This window comes from Shewanella gaetbuli, assembly GCF_023284065.1.
Classification (GTDB): domain Bacteria; phylum Pseudomonadota; class Gammaproteobacteria; order Enterobacterales; family Shewanellaceae; genus Shewanella; species Shewanella gaetbuli.
On record NZ_JAKIKP010000003.1, the window covers coordinates 156,660 to 177,076 of the forward strand.

A 20,417-nucleotide genomic window follows, 5' to 3' on the forward strand; every position below is an offset into this window, starting at 1 on the left:
TTATGAGTTTTATTGGTGTGAAAATAGGTCTTTAACGACAGAAGGTTAAAGTGATATTGAAGTATTGCTGTCAATATAAATAAAGTAAGGAAACACAATGATAAAAAATAAACTTACCTATATATTTTTTTGGCTCACCTTGTTTGTGTTTAGTTCTCATTGTATGGCGAATAGTCAAGATAGCACCATTCAAGAGGATGGTTTAATCACTACGGAACATACTTTTGTGTCACCAATTGGTGAGTTAGCAGATCCTAATATCGTTTATGATAATGGGTGGTACTATTTTATAGGTACTGCATATAACAGTATTAGTATGCGCAGAGCCAAAACACTGGAGGAATTAAAAACTTCACCACTGAAACTTGTTTATACTCCTCAAAAAGGCGGACCTTGTTGTGACTTTTGGGCGCCTGAAATGCACCGTATAAATAACACTTGGTACATTTATTATACCGCTAACACAATTGGCTCAATTGCTGGCCAGAGAATGTGGGTACTAGAAAATACTTCAGATGATCCTTATAACGGTGAATGGCTAAATCGTGGGCGTATTTATGATCCTTCTAATGACATTTGGGCGATAGACCCTACGGTATTTGAATTAAGAGACGAATTGTATATGGTTTATTCTGCCGTTGCAGACCCTAGAGATGGCGATAAACCACAACGTTTATATATTAATCGAATGCAATCACCACTTTCTTTATCGCCAGGCCGGGTGTTATTGAGTAGCCCTGAGTTTGCTTTTGAAACTGATGGTTATGTGAATGAGGGGCCAGCGGTATTACGACGTAACGGGAAAACATTTCTTACCTACTCTGGTAGTGGTTGTTGGACACCAAACTATGCTATTGGCATGTTGTGGATGAATGATTCTGACGACCCGATGGATCTTTCTTCTTGGACCAAATTAACAGAAGCACAGTTTTCAAAGAATCCTGGTAAAGGTGTATATGGGACCGGCCATCACTCTTTTTTCAACTCCCCTGATGGCACTGAAACTTGGATGGCTTATCATGCAACAGCACGAGCTAGTGGGTATTGTGGAGTAACAGAAAGAGAAAGTTCACGGACAGCTCGTGCTCAGAAAATTGAATTTGATGAAAATGGTTTTCCTGATTTTGGTGTTCCAGAGGGAACAGGTGTAAAAATCCAAGCGCCTTCTGGTGAACCCGCGCTCCCAACGAGTCAATTGTTGGTGAACGGGATTTATAAAATAACTCCACTTAATGCAACTTACAAATCGCTTGATGTAGAGAATTGTTCACCATATTTAGGAACCAATGTTAGGCAGTGGGAAACGAATAATTCAGATTGTCAAAAATGGATTGTGCAGGCAACCGATGACGGCCACTTTTGGATAGGTGCTGTTGCTGGTGGGTTAGCCTTACAGCTAGAAAACTGCTTAACCACTAATGGCAGTAATGTTAATATGGGCATCTCAAATGGGTCTATCTGCCAAAAGTGGGACATTATCGCTAATGATGATGGTACTTATAGCATCGCCAATGTGGCAGCTAACAAGCTATTAGACATTCAGTTTGGCGGTAATAATAATGGTGCAAATTTACAAATTTACCAAGCGAATGGTAACCAGCAACAGCGCTTCTTTTTAGATTTATTAGCCCCTGAGCCAAGCATTGCTGCAGGTAGCTATGAAATTATTTCTAAAAAAAGTAGTAAAGCCATGGATTTAGCTAACTGTAACAAAGATGAAGGTGGTAATGTTCAGCAGTTTGATCTATTAAATGATGATTGCCAAAAGTGGCAGGTTGAGCCTACTGAAGATGGGTATTATCGCATTATGGCCAAAACTACTGGCAAAGCATTAAGTGTTGCTAATTGCTCGGTTAACCTCGGTGCGAATATTCAACAATCTTCTGCTAATACTGATTGTGAGAAATTTTCTATCAAGCATATTAGTGCTGAGTGGTTTGCCATTATTTCAAAAATTAATGGTTTGGTAGTCGAGGTTGCAGGATGCTCTACGAGATCGGGCGCAAACATTGCGTTGTGGGCGAACTGGAAAGGTGCTTGCCAACAGTGGAAATTTATTCCTGAACAGTCTCGAAATGTTGATGTTTTAGTCGTTGAATAAACACACTATCAGGACAATAAAGTCGTTTAAGCATGTAGCTAAAATTTGCTAGTTAAAATAGCTCAGATTAAATTAGCTCAGATTAAATTTTATGTTTTCCATTTTTTAATGGTAATTAAAAGTTTATTTTGAGCTGGTTTATTCTTACAAACTAACTAGCTATTTTGGGATGCTCATAACATTAGTTAGTAATATTAAGCTATCGTTCTCTTTAATTTTTCACTGAAGTAAATAATTTAAATCACCTTATTGGTAAAAAAGTCATTAATGTGAACAGGCTTTATTTTAATTTATTATTCAAATTGGTAACAATAACATGCTCAACAAAAACCTTCTTACCCATAACCTATATCCAGATTATGATGCGATCATATTTGATATGGATGGCACCTTAATTGATAGTGGTAAGTTACATGAAAATGCATGGCGTTTAACCCTTAACCATTTTGGTATTCCTATCAATCCTCAATTAATGCGTTCTTTAGCTGGGGTGCCGACGATTGAAACCGCGGCGATATTAGTTGAACGCTTTCAAGTCACTTTGAATCATACTCTAGCTGAAGTGAATCAATTTAAAGAAGCAATCGTTAAACGTACTATGAAGGATTTTGTTAAGCCAACGGTGTTGTCTGAGTTAGCAATAGCCAATAAAAATATCCGCCCAATGGCAATTGGAACAGGTGCTTACACTGAAGAAGCCGTGAGTATTATTGAGTATTGTGGGTTAACAAATGTCATTGATTTTATTGTAGGAGCAGATCTAGTAACGCAACCTAAACCTGCTCCAGATACCTTCTTACGCTGTGCAGAGTTGATGGACGTCGCCGCTGAACGATGTATTGTATTTGAAGATGCTGAAAAAGGCATTATTGCAGCCAAGTCAGCAGGGATGTTTGTGGTTGATGTTCAGGCTGAATTCAACATTGAAAATGATTATTTCCTCAGCTGAAGATATAGATTTTTAGCTAAAAAAGCCATTGGGTTACCCAATGGCTTTGGTATTTATGTACCCAACAACAGGGTAAATAGTGATAATTTAGTGAGTTGGGTGATTCGCTTTGCTGTCGACTTCACCAATCACTTTGATATCACTGACGTTAGATAATGTGCCCCATTGTTGAATGGTCATCATGTCAGTGATTTCACTTGATGTGAAACTTAAACGTAAACCGTCCTGTTTAAATTCTTGAGGTAATGACTGTGGCAATATTTGCTGACCATTGTCAGCTACAATTCCCCAAAAACCGCCTTCCAAGTTCATGTAGCGTACTGTACCCTGCATCATTTTTATCCCTTTTTGAGGTGATATTTGAGGTTTAACTGAAACTAGTTTATCAGCTTGCTCTACATGTTTAGTTTCTGTCGCTTGAACGTCAGCTTTGGCAGGTATTTGCTCTGCTTTAGGCTGTTCAGGTTGAGGTTGTTTAACTTCCTCTGTCCCATTACACCCTGTTAAGGCAAACATTATTGGTAATGAGACTAACCACATTTTGGTTGTAGGCATAAAACGCTCCATAAATTTATTTTTGTAATTGTGCTTTGGCTGCTTCAACTTTAGCAAAGTCTAGCCCTAACTCTTCAACTGCTTCTTTGATTAATGCTGGGTTTTGCATGACTAAGCCCATTAACTGCTGCAATTTCTCAGCAGGAATACCCAGCTGGCTAATACTATTCATGGCCATTAATGGGTTTTCGGTTAAAGTTTGAAATAGCTGATGAATGGTTTCATCACTAATGTTGTGCTCTTTTAAGATGGCAATAATTGGGTTCATTGCATTACCTGTTGTTAGTTAAGTGAATATGGCCGTTATTCTAGCATTGATATGGGGCGAAGCAGAATATCTAAAAGAGCCACATGAAGTGGCTCAATGGTGGAGTGAATAAGTTAACATGAGCAAACCTCTTATTCGCGCCTCAGATTAACTTAAAATTTTATTAAACTGACACTTTTAGCAATGTAGCGGGCCATCGTTTCTTCTTGGTGAGTGCCGTCTCCGGTAGAAAACCAAGCTATAACCACATCTTTTGTCGGTGAAACATAAAGACCTTGTCCACCTACGCCACCTTTAAAAAGGTCACCATCTTCAAAAATAGCATCCCATTGAAAGCCATTGCGCAGGTTGCGGTCTTCACTAAATGACTGCATAAACTTTTGGCCAACATATCCTTTGCCATAGGCTTTGGTGTCACCTGCATTTTGCATCAATTTAATTACGCCATCGGCAACAAACTGGCCATTAGGCATTCTTTTTGCGCTGGGAGTCAGAGCCACACCAAAGCGAGCCATATCTTCTAAATTTGAATTTACCGAGAAAAAGTGTAGTGGATAACCTTCGTTTTTAGAGACCGCCACATAGGCATCTGCACTCGCGCCCATTTTTTGCCAAAACCGTTCTGAAAACAGTTCGTTAAGCGATTTTCCTGATACCCTCTCAATTATACGACTTAACACAAATGTATTAATTGAATTGTATTCAAAGCTTTGTCCCGGATCTTGTCGACGTTGCATTGTCGCCACGACTTCCAAGGGAGAAAGTGATTGTTGTCCTGCAACAAGGTCGATACTGGCTGCCCACTTAAACCAACCTTGTTCAGGATTGGTGCGAGAGTCGTGCTGAGGCTCATCGTGTTCTGTTGAATCTAGCCCAGTGCACATATCTGCAGTGTGTTGTACGGTTACGCTATCCCATGCTGTTCCTTTTAATTCATGTAAGTACTCACTTACACTATGATCTGCAATAATAAGACCTTCATGAATGAACATCGCCAATAACACACCGGTAGTGGCTTTAGCATTAGAGAACCAGTTGTGCTTATCTATTGGGCGCATGCTGTTGTATCGCTCAAAAACTAATTCACCTTGCTTAATGACAATAAAGGCATCAATGGGCGCAGTGTCTAGATGTTCTTCAACAGTTTTTAGAGTGCCTTTAAATGGAAACTTAATGTGTTCAATACTGTTGTCTAAATGCTTTTTAAGCTCAAAAACAGCCCCTGAACGAAGGATTTCTGCAGTGGGGTAAAACCGTGACATATGCTGCCATGTATATTGGTTTTCTGGCGTGGGAAATTGCATTTGTACACGGTTATGAGGATCAGCGTAAAACTGGTGGATGTTTGTTACATCCACTAAATCGACATGTTCATGTTGCTGAGTGTGATCAGGCATATTGCTCTCTAAGTGTTTCGTACAAATTGATTAATCACACTTTATGGTTTTTTTGACTAAACTCATTATCGCGTTTGAATGGTGGCATCCTACAAACGGAGTTGTGGAAGGGCGCAATCTGTAGAGGTGTTGTAAGCTAAAATAAGGTATTGTAGTTTTACTTCAACATCTTATATGCCAGAGCTTTGTTATGAGTATCCACTTTAGTCAAAAAATTAAAACTGACCGACCTTTTCAAAAATTTGCCTCTAAAGGCCCAATACTAAGGCAGTTTGAAAGTGATCGAGGGCGGATTATTAATTCTGCGGCAATACGGCGCTTACAGCAGAAAACCCAAGTGTTTCCTCTGGAGCGTAATGCCGCAGTTCGCAGTCGCTTAACGCATTCAATGGAAGTTCAGCAAGTCGGGCGCTACATTAGCCAGCTAATTTGTGATGCTCTGGAAACAAAAGATGAAAATGAGTCAGGTGGTTTAGTTGGCTATGCTAGAGAGCTTGAAACCTTGGTTGAAATGTCGTGCCTTATGCATGATGTGGGCAATCCACCATTTGGACATTTTGGTGAAGCGGCATTAATTGATTGGCTTCAATCTAACTTACAAACCATTTATCAAAAAAACGCTTCTACAGCGCTACCTGAAGATATTGCCCGAGATTTAATTAGTTTTGAAGGTAATGCTCAAGGATTAAGACTTATTCATACTTTGCTGAAATTAAACCTAACGTATTCACAAGCATCAGGTATTTTGAAGTATACCCGTTGTGGTACAGAGCCTAAGCCCAATAAAGCAGATGATGATCCTTTCAGTTATTTAAAAAAGAAAGTGGGTTTTTATTTAAGTGAAACTGATTACGTCGCTGAGTTAAGAAAAAACCTTAACATTGCGCCACATTGCCGCTCTCCATTTGCCTACATTATGGAAGCCGCAGATGATATTTCTTATGGTATTGCCGACCTAGAAGATGCTGTTGAAAAAGGCGTGTTAACCGTGGCCGAAATGAAGCAGGCTTTAAGTGATAAGTTTAAACAACTGGCTGCACACCTGAATCTTGCTGAGCAAAACGTCATGGATGATATTTTAGCGAAAGCTTCAAACAGTGCTCATGATAACGACAGTATGTTTTTTGTATTTTTGCGAGTGGGGGTGAATGGGCGTTTACCTCAGCACGCGCAAAAACGCTTCATTGATAATCTTGAAGCGGTGTTTAACGGTAGCTTTAATGCAGCATTAATTGAAGACAACAGCGTTAACCATATGATAGTGGAAACGTTTAAAAAAGTGGCGCTTGAGAGAGCGTTTTGTCACCCTGAAGTTGAAGCAAGAGAATTGCAAGGCTATCGAGTCATTAGCGGATTAATGCAGTGTTATCAACCTTTACTTGAGCTAACTCAAACCCAGTTTACAGCGCTGATCATGCAAGACTCTAAGGTGGCAATTCCGCTGTACCCAAAACGTTTATTTAAAAAGCTTTCCTCTAAACATCTCGCTGCCTACCAAACAGCGATTAAAGATAATCATTTACAAGGGGTTATTGCTGATGAATCTTGTCGAGAGTTTTACTTCAGAACTCGGTTAATTATTGATTATATCAGTGGCATGACCGATCAGTTTGCCTACGATGAATATCGGGCTTTTCATGTAATTGATGAGTTTTAATGACCGTTAAGTTTTATTTAAGTGTCAAACCCGACAATGACGTTAACAATGAGTCATTATTGTATTGCTTGGGTAAGACTAAGTTAAGTCACTAACTAAAAAACTTGAAATTCATAAAACAATAAATAACAAATAACAAACAAAAACAAGGAGTCGACTTGTGAAAAAAGTCGTAATGCTGCTGTGTTTGATGCTACCTATGGCATCAGCAATGGCTGAACAAACTAAAAAACTGTCGGTAGATGTGCTTTGGCAACTTAGCCGTATTGGCAATCCAACTATTTCTCCACAAGGCGACTTTATTATTGCCCCAGTCACTCAGTACGATGTAGAGGGTGATAAAGGTTCGACTCAACTGTGGTTATTTAATCCTGATGGCAGCAAGCAACGTCCAATTACTGCGAAAGGATTGAGTGTCAGCCAAGCGGTATTTTCACCTGACGGGCAAACGTTAGCCTTTGTAAGTCAGCGTGATGAAGACGATGTGGGTCAGGTTTATTTGCTGCCAATGGGACAACCTGGTGAAGCGCAACGCCTGACTAACGTACCCAGCGGTGTCAACGGCATTAAATGGGTTGGACAACACATTTACTTTATCAGCCGTGTGTACCCTGGTAAAAGCTGGGATGAAATTGCAGAGCAATTAAAGGCTGACCGCGACAGTAAAGTGTCTGCGAGACAATGGAATGCTTTGCCATATTCTCACTTTGATCACTGGATTGAAGAAGATAAACAAGCCCATGTATTTCGTATTGCCGCTAGTGGCGGAGATGTTGAAGCCATCACCCAAAAGTTGGCCATTGAACTACCGCGTTCAGCACAAGGTGCTAGCAGTTATGATGTAGACCCAACAGAGCGTTGGATTGCATTTAACAGCAATGGTTCTGACAATCAGGTTGACCCTAAAATTGATATTTTCTTAGCTGAAATTGGCAGTGACAAAGCGGTTAACATCACCGCTGACAATAATGCCCCAGATGCTAATCCAATGTTTAGCCCTGATGGTAAAACACTGGCATTTACCCGTCAAAAAATTCAAGGATTTTATGCGGATACTGCAAAGTTAATGCTTTATGACATTGCTAAAAAGCGTTTTACAACCTTAGCGAAAGATTGGGACCGTTCAGTTGGTAACTTAGTTTGGACCCCTGATAGCAAAGGTTTTTACGCCGCGATTGATGATGCCGCAACACGTAAAATTTTTCACATCGATGCGAAAAAAGATAAGGTCAAAGCCATTACCAAATCGACTAACTTTAATAAGCCAGATATTGCTGCTAATGGCACTTTAGTGGCGGCTAATGATAGCTTTTTGTACCCAGCTCGCTTAGTCAGTATTAATCCTCGAAATGGTCAAACAACTCGCTTAGATAGTTTTAACGACGATATCTTAGCCGATGTTGACATGGGCACTTATGAGTCGGTGACTTATAAAGGCTATAACGATCAAGATATTCAAATGTGGGTGCATTATCCTCCTGGGTTTGACCGCAGTAAAAAATATCCATTAATGATGTTAATTCACGGTGGCCCCCATAGTGCTATTTCAGATGGTTTCCACTATCGTTGGAATGCGCAAACCTTTGCATCATGGGGTTATGTGACCGCATGGCCTAACTTTCATGGTTCAAATAGCTTTGGCCAAGATTTTGCTGACAGCATCAACCCAGACTGGAAAAATAAGTCGTTAGAAGATGTGTTTAAAGCCACTGAATGGTTTAAGCAACAGGACTGGATTGATAGCGAGCGTTTAGTGGCGGGGGGAGCCAGTTATGGCGGGTATTTAACCTCGATCATTTTAGGTGAAGAACACCCATTTAATGCCTTATTAATTCATGCTGCAGTGTATAACATGTATTCACAAATGGCGGCTGATTTTGCAGTACATAGCCCACGTTTTGGTAACTACTGGGACAACCCTGAAATTTATCAGTCTATTTCGCCACACTATGGGGCTAAAAACTTTAATACCCCAACTTTAGTGATCCACGGTCAACTTGATTACCGTGTGCCAGTGGGACAAGGTTTTGAGTTATTCCGTACTCTACAAACCCGTGGTGTTGAGTCTAAAATGATTTATTTTCCAGATGAAAACCACTGGATTATGAAGCCCAATAATTCTATTTATTGGTACAACCAAGTGGAACAGTGGATGACTCGTTTTGCTGAGCCAGGTGGGCAATAAGCTGTACAATAATTGATTTGTAATACATTAAAAAGGTTGCCATAGGGCAACCTTTTTTGTCACTAGATGAATTAACCTTTGTTACGCTCTTGCTTTAAGCGAGCTAAGCAATCATCCGGATTCAGAGGCTTACTCAGCAAGAATCCTTGTACTTGATCACAGCCTCCTTTATGTAAAAAGGCTAACTGCTCTTTGGTTTCAACTCCTTCAGCAACCACGTTGAGTTCTAAACTGTGTGCTAAGGTAATGATGGCGCTGGTAATAGAAGCGTCATCAGGGTCTTCGGTAATATCACGAACAAATTCTCGATCAATCTTTAAGGTGTCGATAGGGAAACGTTTTAAGTAACTTAAGCTTGAGTAACCGGTACCAAAATCATCTACTGAAATGGTTAATCCAATTGCTTTAAGCTGATTTAAAATTTCCACCGAGTCTTTAGGGTTGCCCATAATCATGGATTCCGTCAGCTCTAGCTCTAATGAGCTTGCAGGCAAACCTGATACTGCCAGAGCAACTTCAATGGTGGAAATAATATCTGCTTTTAGCTGTCTGGCCGACAAGTTAACGGCAACAGTAATATCATCAAACCCTTGTTGATACCACTGTGCTAATTGCTCACAAGCCTCGCTAATGGCCCAGTGACCAATTTCATTGATTATCCCAGTTTCTTCGGCAAGTGGAATAAACTCTGCCGGAGAAATTACCCCTAGTGATTTACTATTCCAGCGTAACAAAGCCTCTAAACCGACAATTTTAGCGGTTTTGACATCAAATTTAGGTTGATAAACTAATGATAATTCTTTTAATTCAATGGCTTGTTTAAGGCCAGCTTCTAACTCAACATGACGAACGGCGTATTGATTCAACTCAGAGGTATAAAATTGGAAGTTGTTTCTGCCTAATGACTTTGCGTGATACATGGCGGTGTCAGCATATTTAATCAGTGATGTCATATCGGTTGCGTCGATAGGGAATAGACTGATCCCAATAGATGGTGAAATGGTGAGGTTTTTATCATCGAGTAAAAATGGCGCTTCAAATGCTTTCAACACTTTTTCAGCAATTACGGTTGCCGCTTTTGGCTTATTCATGCCTTCTAAAATTAAGGTAAACTCGTCGCCACCGAGTCTGGCTACGGTATCGCCTTCTCTAATAGAGCTTTGTAATCTACTGGCCACCGCTTTCAACAATAAATCACCGATATGGTGCCCCATTGAATCGTTAATATGTTTAAAGCGATCTAAATCTAAGAACAGCAATCCGACTATTTGATTGGAACGGTTTGCTTTGGTAATGGCATGCTTTAGCCTATCTTGAAATAAAGTTCGGTTAGGTAAATTAGTCAATGGATCAAAGTTGGCTAAAACACGTAAATCTTCTTCCGCTTTTTTACGATCAGTAATATCGGTAAATACGGCTACAAAATGACTTGTCTCACCTTTGTTATCAATAACTTGATTGATTTCAAGCCATGCAAGAATGCCTTTACGGTCACGGGTACGAATTTTAATTTCTCCCGCCCAATGTTTATGACGCAGAAGGTGTGCTTCAACGGCCATATAAAATTCTTTCGAATGCTTACCCATAGATAAGAATAAGAAATGTTTGTCGGTCACTTCACGTGGCTTGAAGCCAGTAATACGACTAAATGCAGGGTTCACTGAGCGGATGCTATAATCAAGTTCACCTACCACAACGGCTTCATTCATACTGAATAATACTTGCGAAGAGAGCTTTAACTCATTCTCAGTTTCTTTTCGATTGGTAATATCTTTATGAGTGCCCGCCATACGTACAGGATTGCCTTTAGTATCACGTTCAACAACTTGACCGCGGTCAAGTAACCAAGTCCATTTACCGTTACCTGTTTCTACTCGATACTCAGCTTCAAAAAATTCACTCTGTCCGTTTAAATGCTCTTTTAAAAGTTTTTCTACTCGAGTCCGGTCTTCAATATGGATATTGTTGATCAGTAGGTCATCTGAATTTTCAAAACTCATTTGCGGCACCATATTGGTGCGATAAACTTTGTTTTTTTCAATATTCCAGTCCCACATACCATCACCAGAAGCCCAAAGAGCCAGTTTTAAGCGTTCTTCAGACGCGCGAATGCTTTGCTCAAACTCTTTTTGCTTTTCTTGTTTGCTATGACGTGAATACATAATAAAAGACAGTAAACCGAAGCCTAGAATGCCGTATAGAAAATAAGCGATATTATTCATGTAAAATGGCGGTATCACACTAATTGGCACAATAAGCTCATTTTCATCATAAGCATTTGAGCCTAAAGCGTGTTTAACAAGTAACTTGTAATCGCCTGGCAATAAATTGGTATAGATAATTTTGTTGCTGTTATTTAAGGAGTGCCATTCTTTGTCAAAGCCCTCCAGAAAATAACTGTATTGGCTAATATTGCCGTAACTGAAGTTTAATGCGGCAATTTCAAAACTAATTATTTGTTTTTCATAGGGCATTTTTATATGAGGGGTTTTGCTTAAATCAAGAATAGAATGATCTACTGCGCCGATTGAATACTGGGTTAATGCAAGTTTTATTGGCGGTCTTTTTAAGGGGATTTTCTGTGGAGCAAAGTAGTTTAGCCCATTAATGCCACCAAACCACATATCGCCATTAGTGTCTTTAAAACTCGCCGCGCCGTTAAATTCTGCACCTTGTAGTCCTTCGCTGGTATTAAACGAAGTGAAAGATTTCTCTGCAGGGTTATAGCGGTATATGCCTCTATTAGTACTTAACCATAAGTTTTGCTTTTCATCTTCTAACAAACTATAAACGGTTGTCGTAGTGAATTTATTATTGATTGCGACACGATCAAACTTAAAAATACCATAATCTGTTGTGAGCTTGTTAATGCCAGCATGAGTCGCGACCCAAAAATCTCCATTTTGAGTTTTTAAAAAGTCTCTGACTCGATTGTCGCTCAGGCTATAGGGGTTTTCTGGTTCGTTACTGACAAACATCAGCTCTTTTTCTTCAGGTTTGAGTCTTACAATCCCTCCTGTGGTGCCTAACCATAAATATCCATCACTGAAATATAGCGTTAAAATTTGATATTTATACGGTGAATAATCTTTTTGGAAGCCAAAATTATAGGGCAACATTTGTTGATTATCTTTGGAGATAAAATACATGCCTAAGTTACTTGACAACCAGACACGGTTTTTGTCATCAATGGCTAGGCTTCTGAATAAAAGGTCGTTATGAAATAAAGGGTTAGCAGGTTTTACTTGGGTTAATTTATCATTTTTATCTAGGGTGAAAACTCCTAAATTGGTTGCAAACCACAGGGTTTGTTGATGATCTTCTAATATGTCGTTGACATATAAGCTCAGCTCACTTACCGGAATATCTAATATTTGGGCTATTTGATGATTGAAATATACATACTTTAAATCTTGGTTAAGGTATTTAAGCCCTTGCCCATCAGTGCCTAGCCAAAGCCTCTGTTTGTGATCTCGATAGATCGAGCGAATTTTGTTCGCTAGCTTAGTATTTGGCACGGTATTATCGTAAAGATGAGCAAAATATTGATGGGTTAAATTGAGCTTCTCAATTCCTGAAAATAATGTACCAATCCATAAAGTGCCATTGGGATCTAGCATCAGAGTTTGCAGGGTATTTTCATTAATACTGCTCGATTTACTTTGTTTATTTTTGTGGTATTTAGCGTGCCAGTTTTCACCTTTTTGAGAGAGCTCAATTAAGCCTGCATCATGTCCAATAGCCCAAATTTGTTGGTCATTGGCAATGATAAAGTCAGTAATTGAATTCGATTTTCCTTTGCTGGTAGGTAATTGCCAGATAAGTTCCTTTTCATGAGTATCTAAGTCATAACGCCAAATTTGGTTGTTTAACGCTAACCATATCGAGAACATTGAAGTAGAGCGTAAACGGTATACGGGTGTTTTTACTGGCAGATCTAGGCGATTAATCGTATTAGAATCAATGGCAAATGTGCCTATTTTTTCTGTTCCAACAATAACATACTTATCCCCCACGTTAGCTAAACTGGTGATTTCAGCCTGTGGATTATTTCCTAAAGTAATGGGGGTGATTTTATGATTTTTTAACGACATCATGAATAATCCCGCACGGGTACCTATCCATAATGTGTCACCGATAATGGTAAGTTGAGTCACTTGGCCATCATCTAATCCGTCTTTTTTACCATAACGGGTAATGATTCCCGTTTGAAGATCTAATCGATTAATACCGTTGTTGTAATTACCAATCCATAATGCGCCATCTGGAGCTTGAATGATGTCGGTAATGTAATTATCTGCCAAACTTTGGGGGTTATTGGGATCTTTAAGGTAAACTTTAAAATCAACACCGTTATAACTATGTAAGCCATCTTGGGTGCCAATCCATAACATGCCAGCTCTGTCCATAAACAGGGTGGTGATGCTATTTTGGTTTAACCCTTCATCGGTACTAAAGTGCTCAAATTTTAACTCAGAAATATCAGCATATTTACCTAAGTATTGTGCCGTGGCGGGAGCGGCAAGCATGATTACTGCAAGCAGGATACTAACATTGAAAAAGGTTATTATGCGGAGTATCAAACGGCACCTATAGTTAGTTGTTATATTTATGAAAAAAGTTTACAGCAATAATAACTTTTGATAGCGAAATTTCAATTTATTATCGCACACAAAGCTGTAACATTTGCTGGTTAACACTGTTTACATAAGTATAGTTTACATTAACTTAGATGCCGAACTAATTTAACTGTTAGGCTTTTGGGCTCTGATTATTGTTGTATGCTTGCATAATGCCATTTATTTGAGCGTCTTTTTCTGCCCAAATCTCATTTAACCATCTTTGGAAGTCTACGCGGTAATCAGCTTGAGAAAAGTAAGCCGTTGCATCCACTTGAGGAACCGGTAATAACTCTACTTTCATGATAACTTTTCTGACTTTGCCACTCATGACGCCAAATAGAATATCCTCGTCTGGCGAAGCATCTGGATAAACTAAGGTAATATTAAGTAAGTTAGTAAATTGCTCTCCCATGGCTGACAGAGTAAACGCAATACCGCCCGCTTTAGGCCTTAACAAATGTTGGTAAGGTGACTGTTGGCGGAGCCTTTTTTCTTCGGTAAAGCGGCTACCTTCAACATAATTAATGATGGAGGTGGGGAGGTCTTTAAAGCGAGCACAGGCTTTGCGTGTGGCGATTAAATCTTTGCCTTTTAACTTGGGGTTTTTACGTAATTTTGCTGGGCTAGTGCGGTTCATAAAGGGCATGTCTAGTGCCCAGCAACCTAACCCCATAATCGGCACATAAAGTAATTCTTTCTTTAAAAAAAACTTCAGCATAGGGATTTGATTGCGCAGTAAGTAGGTTTGCGCTGCAATATCGAAGCCACTTAAATGGTTACTGATAATAAGATACCAACCATCTTGCTTAAGGTTTTCCATCCCCTCTACTTGCCATTCCATTTTGGATATTAAAGCCAAAATACCACCATTACAGACAACCCAGCACCACATGAAACGATTCATGATTTTTGCCAGCCCAAGTCGTAAAAACTTAATCGGCAGTATGAGTTTGATGAAGCCGCCGATGCTAATGAGTGATGCCCAAAGTATAGTATTGATGAAAAGCAAAATTGAACTGATGGCAAATAATACTGGGCCTGGTAAAAACGATAACATGGGACTTTATACCTCTTGCTTTGACTTTATTTTGTGCTCGTCACAGGAGGTGTTGATTTCTGTGTCGATAGAACTATTTTGATGAAAACGTTGAAGGTTCTTGTCTTTTGCTAACCAGATTTGGTTGAGTTTCTCTTGGAACTCAATTTTAAATTGGCGATCATTGATATAGTCACCTCGCAATGTATCTGGAATATCAGTGATACGAATATCGACTTTGATCACCTGTGTTTGGCCGCATAAATATTCCCAAAAAGAAGGCACTTTACCGGGGTAGTACAAAGTAACATTAACTAACTTATTAATGTGTTCACCCATTGCTGAAAGCGCAAAGGCCATCCCTCCCGCTTTCGGTTTTAATAGATATTGATATGGTGACGCTTGTTTGTTGTGCTTGGCAGTACTGAAGCGAGTCCCTTCGACAAAGTTCATCACACTAACCGGCTTAGTTTTAAATTTTTCACAGGCTTTGCGAGTTATTTCAATGTCTTTACCGCGAAGTGATGGATTCTTTTTCAGTTGTGCTGTGGTAAAGCGGCGCATAAATGGAAAGTCTAATGCCCACCACACCAGACCGAGTACAGGAACATAAAGCAGTTGCTGTTTCAAAAAGAATTTTAAAAAGGGAATTTTGCCATTTAGGGTGCGTTGTAACACTAATATATCCACCCATGATTGATGATTAGCAATCACCATGTACCATTGCTTGCGATCAAAGTGGGTATCACCACTAACTTCAAATTTGACGGGGTGCAAGCATTTTTCGGTGATGACGTTGCCATATATCCACGCAGAAGCACAAGCATCCGCAAGATAGCTACATATTTTATCGATAATTTTCAGAGGGATCAGCTTAATTATTCCGCACGCTAAGATAGGCAAGGCCCAGAAAAGTGTATTAACAACGTAGCAAATAAACGCTATCGATCCTTTAATTTGTGAAAACAACGACATCTATCCCTCCTTTAAATGGTGGCCTATGTTACTCGTTGTGTTGGTTTAGCTCAATCAGTAGTGTTTTTTTTCTTAATTATTGACGGTTCAAACTGGCTAAAAGTCTGTCCATTGCACGATAACCTAAGGCTTGAGCGATATGTTTTCGTTCAGTAAGTTGGCTGCATTGTAAGTCGGCGATGGTTCTTGCAACTCGTTGAATACGGTGAAAACTGCGCACTGATAACCCTAATTGAGTGACGCTTTGTTCTAAAAACAGTAAGTCTTGTTGACTAATCCCGCTGTAAAGGTTGAGCTTTTTGGGGCTTAACTCACTGTTTAAACAGCCATTGCGCTGTCGTTGAATGTCTCGGGCAGCATTAACTCTTTTAGCGATAGTGGCGCTACTTTCTGATGTGACGGTTTGTTGAGTTAATGCGCCAGAAGGGAGCTTGGGTACATCTATGGTTAAATCGAATCTATCTAAAAAAGGCCCTGATAATCTTGAAAGGTATCGATTAATTTGGTCGGGAGTTGAACGTGCATGTTCGGTGTCTCCACATGGGCTTGGGTTCATGGCAGCAATTAATTGAAAGCGGCTAGAAAAGGTTAATTTGGCGGCAGCGCGCGAGATAATGACTTCGCCTGTTTCCATCGGCTCACGTAAACAATCTAATACTTTGCGAGGAAACTCGGCTATTTCATCTAAAAATAAAATGCCTCTATGGGCTAATGAAATTTCCCCAGGTTTAGGCTGGCTTCCTCCGCCAACAAGTGAAATAGATGAACAAGTGTGATGGGGAGAGCGAAAAGGCCGCTTTAAAAAAGCATTGGGTTTAATGGTTAACCCTGCAACAGAATGAATGGCGGCGACTTCAATGGCTTCTTCATAAGTTAATTGAGGCATCAATGGAATAATGCGATTAGCCAACATTGACTTACCTGTTCCTGGGGGGCCAAGCATGAGTAAATTGTGGCCTCCAGCTGCAGCAATTTCTAATGCTTGTTTGGCTTGATGTTGGCCGATAACCTCACTCATGCATAAAGCATTTTCATCTATGGGTGGAGAGTCATCAATCCATTCGGGCAGATTATCAAGCTGGGGTAATTGTGATTGGCCATGTAAAAACGCGACTAAATGTTGTAAATGGGCGACAAAATAGCATTGTTGGTAATCGACTAACTCCGCCTCGTAGCGGTTTTCTATAGGCATAAACACATGATGATGCTGATTTTTTGCGGCAATAATCGCCGGTAAAATGCCACTGCAAGCTCTAACTTGCCCTGATAATGCTAATTCACCAATAAATTCAAATTGATGTAAATGTTGGGTGGGAATTTGTTCTGACGCCGCAAGAATACCGATGGCGATCGGTAAATCATAACGGCCTCCTTGCTTAGGGAGATCTGCCGGCGCCAGATTAATGGTGATTCTGCGTTGAGGTACTTCAAAGCCGGCATTAATTAATGCACTGCGAACACGTTCTTTAGCTTCTTTTACCGAGGTTTCGGGTAATCCCACTAAATTAAATGCCGGTAAGCCATTACTTAAGTGAACTTCTACCGTCACAATAGGGGCTTCGACACCACAGCTGGCACGGGTATTTATACAGGCGATAGCCATAACAAGTCCTTTTGATGTTGCTTAATGTACTCATCCTGATATCCATGAATGGCTCATGTCTACCCAAACGTAACGAAGCTGCACTAAGCAGTATCATGTTTAATAGCATGAATGCCTAGTGCAATAATTAAGCAAAATTTAGGTTGAATGGCAGTTATATCGCTATAACACTTCTAAAAAGGCGCTAATTAATGGGTCGGTACTGCGTTTTTCCTTACAACAACAACCGAGTTCAAACCCAGGGATTTCAATGGGAGAGGCAATCATTTGAATACGGCCTCTAACAGGACTGTTTTGAATGACTACTTCAGGACTTATACCTACTCCACAGCCCAACGCCACCATTGAAGCAATCGCTTCTTGACCTGAAACCTGTGCGTAAATATTAGGTTTAAAGCCCATTTTTTTGAACCAGTCATCTACTCTTCGTCTGCCTGGGCCGTGGTCTGGCACAATAAAGGGTAGAGTTTCCCAAGCAATAGGCGTGTCGGTAACCATTTGCTGAACCTGACAAGGCATCGTCGGCGCAATAATTGATAATGGTACATGGTCAATTTTACGAAAGTGCAGGCTGGAAGATAATGAATCAGGTAACGCCATAATGGCAATGTCAGCTTTATTTTGCTGAACTTCGTTCATTGCATTGGCTGGGTCACCAGTAGTTAAGTTAATTTCTACATGGGGGTGTTCTCGTCTGAACCTATCTAATAAAGCAGGTAAGTGACTATAGGCCGCAGTGACTGAACAATAGATATTTAAGCAGCCACGTAACACGTTTTGATGTGGGTCAATACGATGTTTTAGTTGGGTCCACTCTGACAAGGTTTGCTCTGCAAAGCGTTTAAATTCATTGCCGGCATGGGTTAGGCTGACACTTCTATTGTCTCGCTCAAGTAATTTACAGCCCACTTCTTCTTCAAGCCTTTGCATTGCTCGGCTCAGTGTCGAAGGGCTGACATAAGTTTGTTCTGCGGTTTTTGCAAAATGTAAACTATCGCATAAATGCAGGTAAAGTTTTAACGACCTAATGTCCATAACGTCTCAGCTATATTGGGTTTTTGTAATAGTTCTGTGTAGCAAATTATATCATTTCATAATACGCAACAACAAATGCCAAATATATCATTTTAAGCAATCAAATGCTTCAGTTATAGTGAACTTAATCACAACTTCTGAGGGTTTTATGAATCAGAATGTTGCGTCCCAAATATCTTGAATTTTATAGGTGGTATCAGATGGCTAACTATTTTAACTCTCTGAATTTACGTCAACAATTATCTCAATTAGCTCAATGCCGCTTTATGGACCGTAGTGAATTTACCGACGGTTGTAGCTACATTAAAGACTGGAACATTGTTATTTTAGGTTGTGGTGCCCAAGGGTTAAACCAAGGCCTTAACATGCGCGATTCTGGATTAAATATTTCTTTTGCTTTACGTCCAGCAGCGATTGCAGAAAAACGTGCCTCATGGAAAAAAGCGACTGACAACGGTTTTGCTGTTGGTACTTTCGAAGAATTAATTCCTAATGCTGACTTAGTATTAAACCTTACGCCTGATAAACAGCATACTAATGTTGTTAACACGGTTATGCCGCTAATGAAGCAAGGCGCAACATTATCTTACTCTCATGGTTTTAATATCGTTGAAGAAGGTATGCAAGTTCGCCCTGATATTACGGTTGTTATGGTTGCCCCTAAATGTCCTGGTACTGAAGTACGTGAAGAGTATAAACGTGGCTTTGGTGTACCAACATTGATTGCGGTTCACCCTGAAAATGATCCAAACGGTGATGGCCTTGATATTGCTAAAGCCTATGCCAGTGCTACTGGTGGCGACCGTGCAGGTGTTTTACTTTCTTCATTCATTGCTGAAGTTAAGTCTGACTTAATGGGTGAGCAAACCATTTTGTGCGGTATGTTACAAACTGGCGCCATCTTAGGTTATGAAAAAATGGTGGCTGACGGTGTAGAGCCTGGTTATGCCGCTAAGCTTATTCAGCAAGGTTGGGAAACCGTGACTGAAGCATTGAAGCATGGTGGTATTACCAACATGATGGATCGCTTATCAAACCCTGCCAAAATTAAAGCCTTTGATATGGCTGAAGAGTTAAAAGAGATTCTTGCACCACTATTTGAAAAACACATGGATGACATCATCAGCGGTGAGTTTTCGAGCACCATGATGGCAGACTGGGCTAACGATGACGCGAACTTACTACGCTGGCGTGCAGAAACTAACGAAACCGCATTTGAAAATGCGCCTGTTTCAGATGAGCACATTGATGAGCAAACCTACTTTGATAAAGGTATTTTCTTAGTTGCCATGATCAAAGCAGGTGTAGAACTTGCCTTCGACACTATGGTTGCTGCGGGTATTGTTGAAGAGTCAGCTTATTATGAGTCACTTCATGAAACGCCATTAATTGCTAATACCATTGCACGTAAGCGTTTATATGAAATGAACGTGGTTATTTCAGATACCGCTGAATATGGTTGTTACTTATTTAACCACGCTGCAGTGCCTCTATTACGTGATTACGTTAAAAACATGTCACCTGAGTTTTTAGGTAAAGGCCTAGCGTCAGGTTCTAACGGTGTTGATAACCTACGTTTAATTGAAGTTAATGAAGCGATTCGCAATACCGATGTTGAGTTTGTTGGTGCAGAGCTTCGTGGTTATATGACCGACATGAAAAGTATTGTTGAAGCGGGTCAATAATTGATTGGTTCGATATTGTTTTGTAAAAATGTACTGATGAAGTACCTGTTCAGTTAGGGTTAAGTATTAACCCACACGTTGTCGGACAGGCATCTACCAGCCAACAATAATACAATTGTTGGCTAGCAAATTTAAATAAGCTGATGCGATTATCAGCTCAAAGTTTTAGTTTGTTGTTTGCATTGTCTCGGCAGGGAAGCTGAATTTTTTTTACAGAACGGTTTTTTACTTGTGTTGGTTTTGGTTTGTATGATATCAATGGGTTGTCTTGAAGCGTTATAGTCATTGAAACGCGATACAACAAGCACCGAACACATTTAAGAATTAATACTTTTAGGATTTCAGATAC

At 39.9% G+C, this 20,417-nt stretch carries 13 protein-coding genes; 5 read left to right on the top strand and 8 right to left on the bottom strand.

Going from position 1 to position 20,417, the window contains the following annotated elements; translation table 11 throughout:
- The first annotated feature begins 97 nt into the window (after positions 1-97).
- Together L2672_RS05680 and L2672_RS05685 are read left to right on the top strand one after the other, a co-directional pair.
- Positions 98-2,101 carry a family 43 glycosylhydrolase gene (locus L2672_RS05680; protein WP_248994868.1) on the top strand — a complete coding sequence of 668 codons (2,004 nt, stop codon included), beginning with the start codon at positions 98-100 and terminating at the stop codon, positions 2,099-2,101.
- 316 nt (positions 2,102-2,417) lie between these two features.
- Complete coding sequence (locus L2672_RS05685; protein ID WP_248994869.1) at positions 2,418-3,050, top strand: HAD-IA family hydrolase; 633 nt, start codon at positions 2,418-2,420, stop codon at positions 3,048-3,050.
- 87 nt (positions 3,051-3,137) lie between these two features.
- Here L2672_RS05685 and L2672_RS05690 read toward each other — a convergent pair whose 3' ends face one another.
- The 3 genes from L2672_RS05690 to L2672_RS05700 form a co-directional block, all read right to left on the bottom strand.
- Positions 3,138-3,605 (bottom strand): hypothetical protein, encoded by a 468-nt coding sequence (locus L2672_RS05690; RefSeq protein WP_248994870.1) that lies wholly within the window; start codon positions 3,603-3,605, stop codon positions 3,138-3,140.
- 16 nt (positions 3,606-3,621) lie between these two features.
- Positions 3,622-3,873, bottom strand: a complete 252-nt coding sequence (locus L2672_RS05695) for a DUF2999 family protein (RefSeq protein WP_248994871.1) — start codon at positions 3,871-3,873, stop codon at positions 3,622-3,624.
- A gap of 152 nt (positions 3,874-4,025) precedes the next feature.
- A complete protein-coding gene (locus L2672_RS05700; RefSeq protein WP_248994872.1) occupies positions 4,026-5,270 on the bottom strand; it encodes a serine hydrolase domain-containing protein in 1,245 nt (414 codons plus the stop codon).
- Between the two features lie 190 nt (positions 5,271-5,460).
- Between L2672_RS05700 and dgt the strand changes: the two genes are divergently transcribed.
- Both dgt and L2672_RS05710 read left to right on the top strand, forming a co-directional pair.
- Positions 5,461-6,927 carry a dGTPase gene (gene dgt / locus L2672_RS05705; protein ID WP_248994873.1) on the top strand — a complete coding sequence of 489 codons (1,467 nt, stop codon included), beginning with the start codon at positions 5,461-5,463 and terminating at the stop codon, positions 6,925-6,927.
- A 175-nt stretch (positions 6,928-7,102) separates the two neighbouring features.
- On the top strand, positions 7,103-9,112 hold the full coding sequence (locus L2672_RS05710) for a S9 family peptidase (protein WP_248995102.1): 2,010 nt from the start codon (positions 7,103-7,105) through the stop codon (positions 9,110-9,112).
- A gap of 71 nt (positions 9,113-9,183) precedes the next feature.
- Here the strand turns inward: L2672_RS05710 and L2672_RS05715 are convergent, their stop codons facing one another.
- The 5 genes from L2672_RS05715 to ilvY form a co-directional block, all read right to left on the bottom strand.
- Positions 9,184-13,641, bottom strand: a complete 4,458-nt coding sequence (locus tag L2672_RS05715) for an EAL domain-containing protein (RefSeq protein WP_248994874.1) — start codon at positions 13,639-13,641, stop codon at positions 9,184-9,186.
- A 223-nt stretch (positions 13,642-13,864) separates the two neighbouring features.
- On the bottom strand, positions 13,865-14,791 hold the full coding sequence (locus L2672_RS05720) for an acyltransferase (protein WP_248994875.1): 927 nt from the start codon (positions 14,789-14,791) through the stop codon (positions 13,865-13,867).
- A 6-nt stretch (positions 14,792-14,797) separates the two neighbouring features.
- Positions 14,798-15,745 (bottom strand): acyltransferase, encoded by a 948-nt coding sequence (locus L2672_RS05725; RefSeq protein ID WP_248994876.1) that lies wholly within the window; start codon positions 15,743-15,745, stop codon positions 14,798-14,800.
- Between the two features lie 76 nt (positions 15,746-15,821).
- Positions 15,822-17,348 (bottom strand): YifB family Mg chelatase-like AAA ATPase, encoded by a 1,527-nt coding sequence (locus L2672_RS05730; protein WP_248994877.1) that lies wholly within the window; start codon positions 17,346-17,348, stop codon positions 15,822-15,824.
- A gap of 162 nt (positions 17,349-17,510) precedes the next feature.
- Positions 17,511-18,383, bottom strand: a complete 873-nt coding sequence (ilvY, locus tag L2672_RS05735) for an HTH-type transcriptional activator IlvY (RefSeq protein ID WP_248994878.1) — start codon at positions 18,381-18,383, stop codon at positions 17,511-17,513.
- Between the two features lie 200 nt (positions 18,384-18,583).
- Between ilvY and ilvC the strand changes: the two genes are divergently transcribed.
- Positions 18,584-20,068, top strand: coding sequence for a ketol-acid reductoisomerase (ilvC, locus tag L2672_RS05740; protein ID WP_248994879.1), 1,485 nt, complete (start codon positions 18,584-18,586; stop codon positions 20,066-20,068).
- The last annotated feature ends 349 nt before the right edge of the window (positions 20,069-20,417 follow it).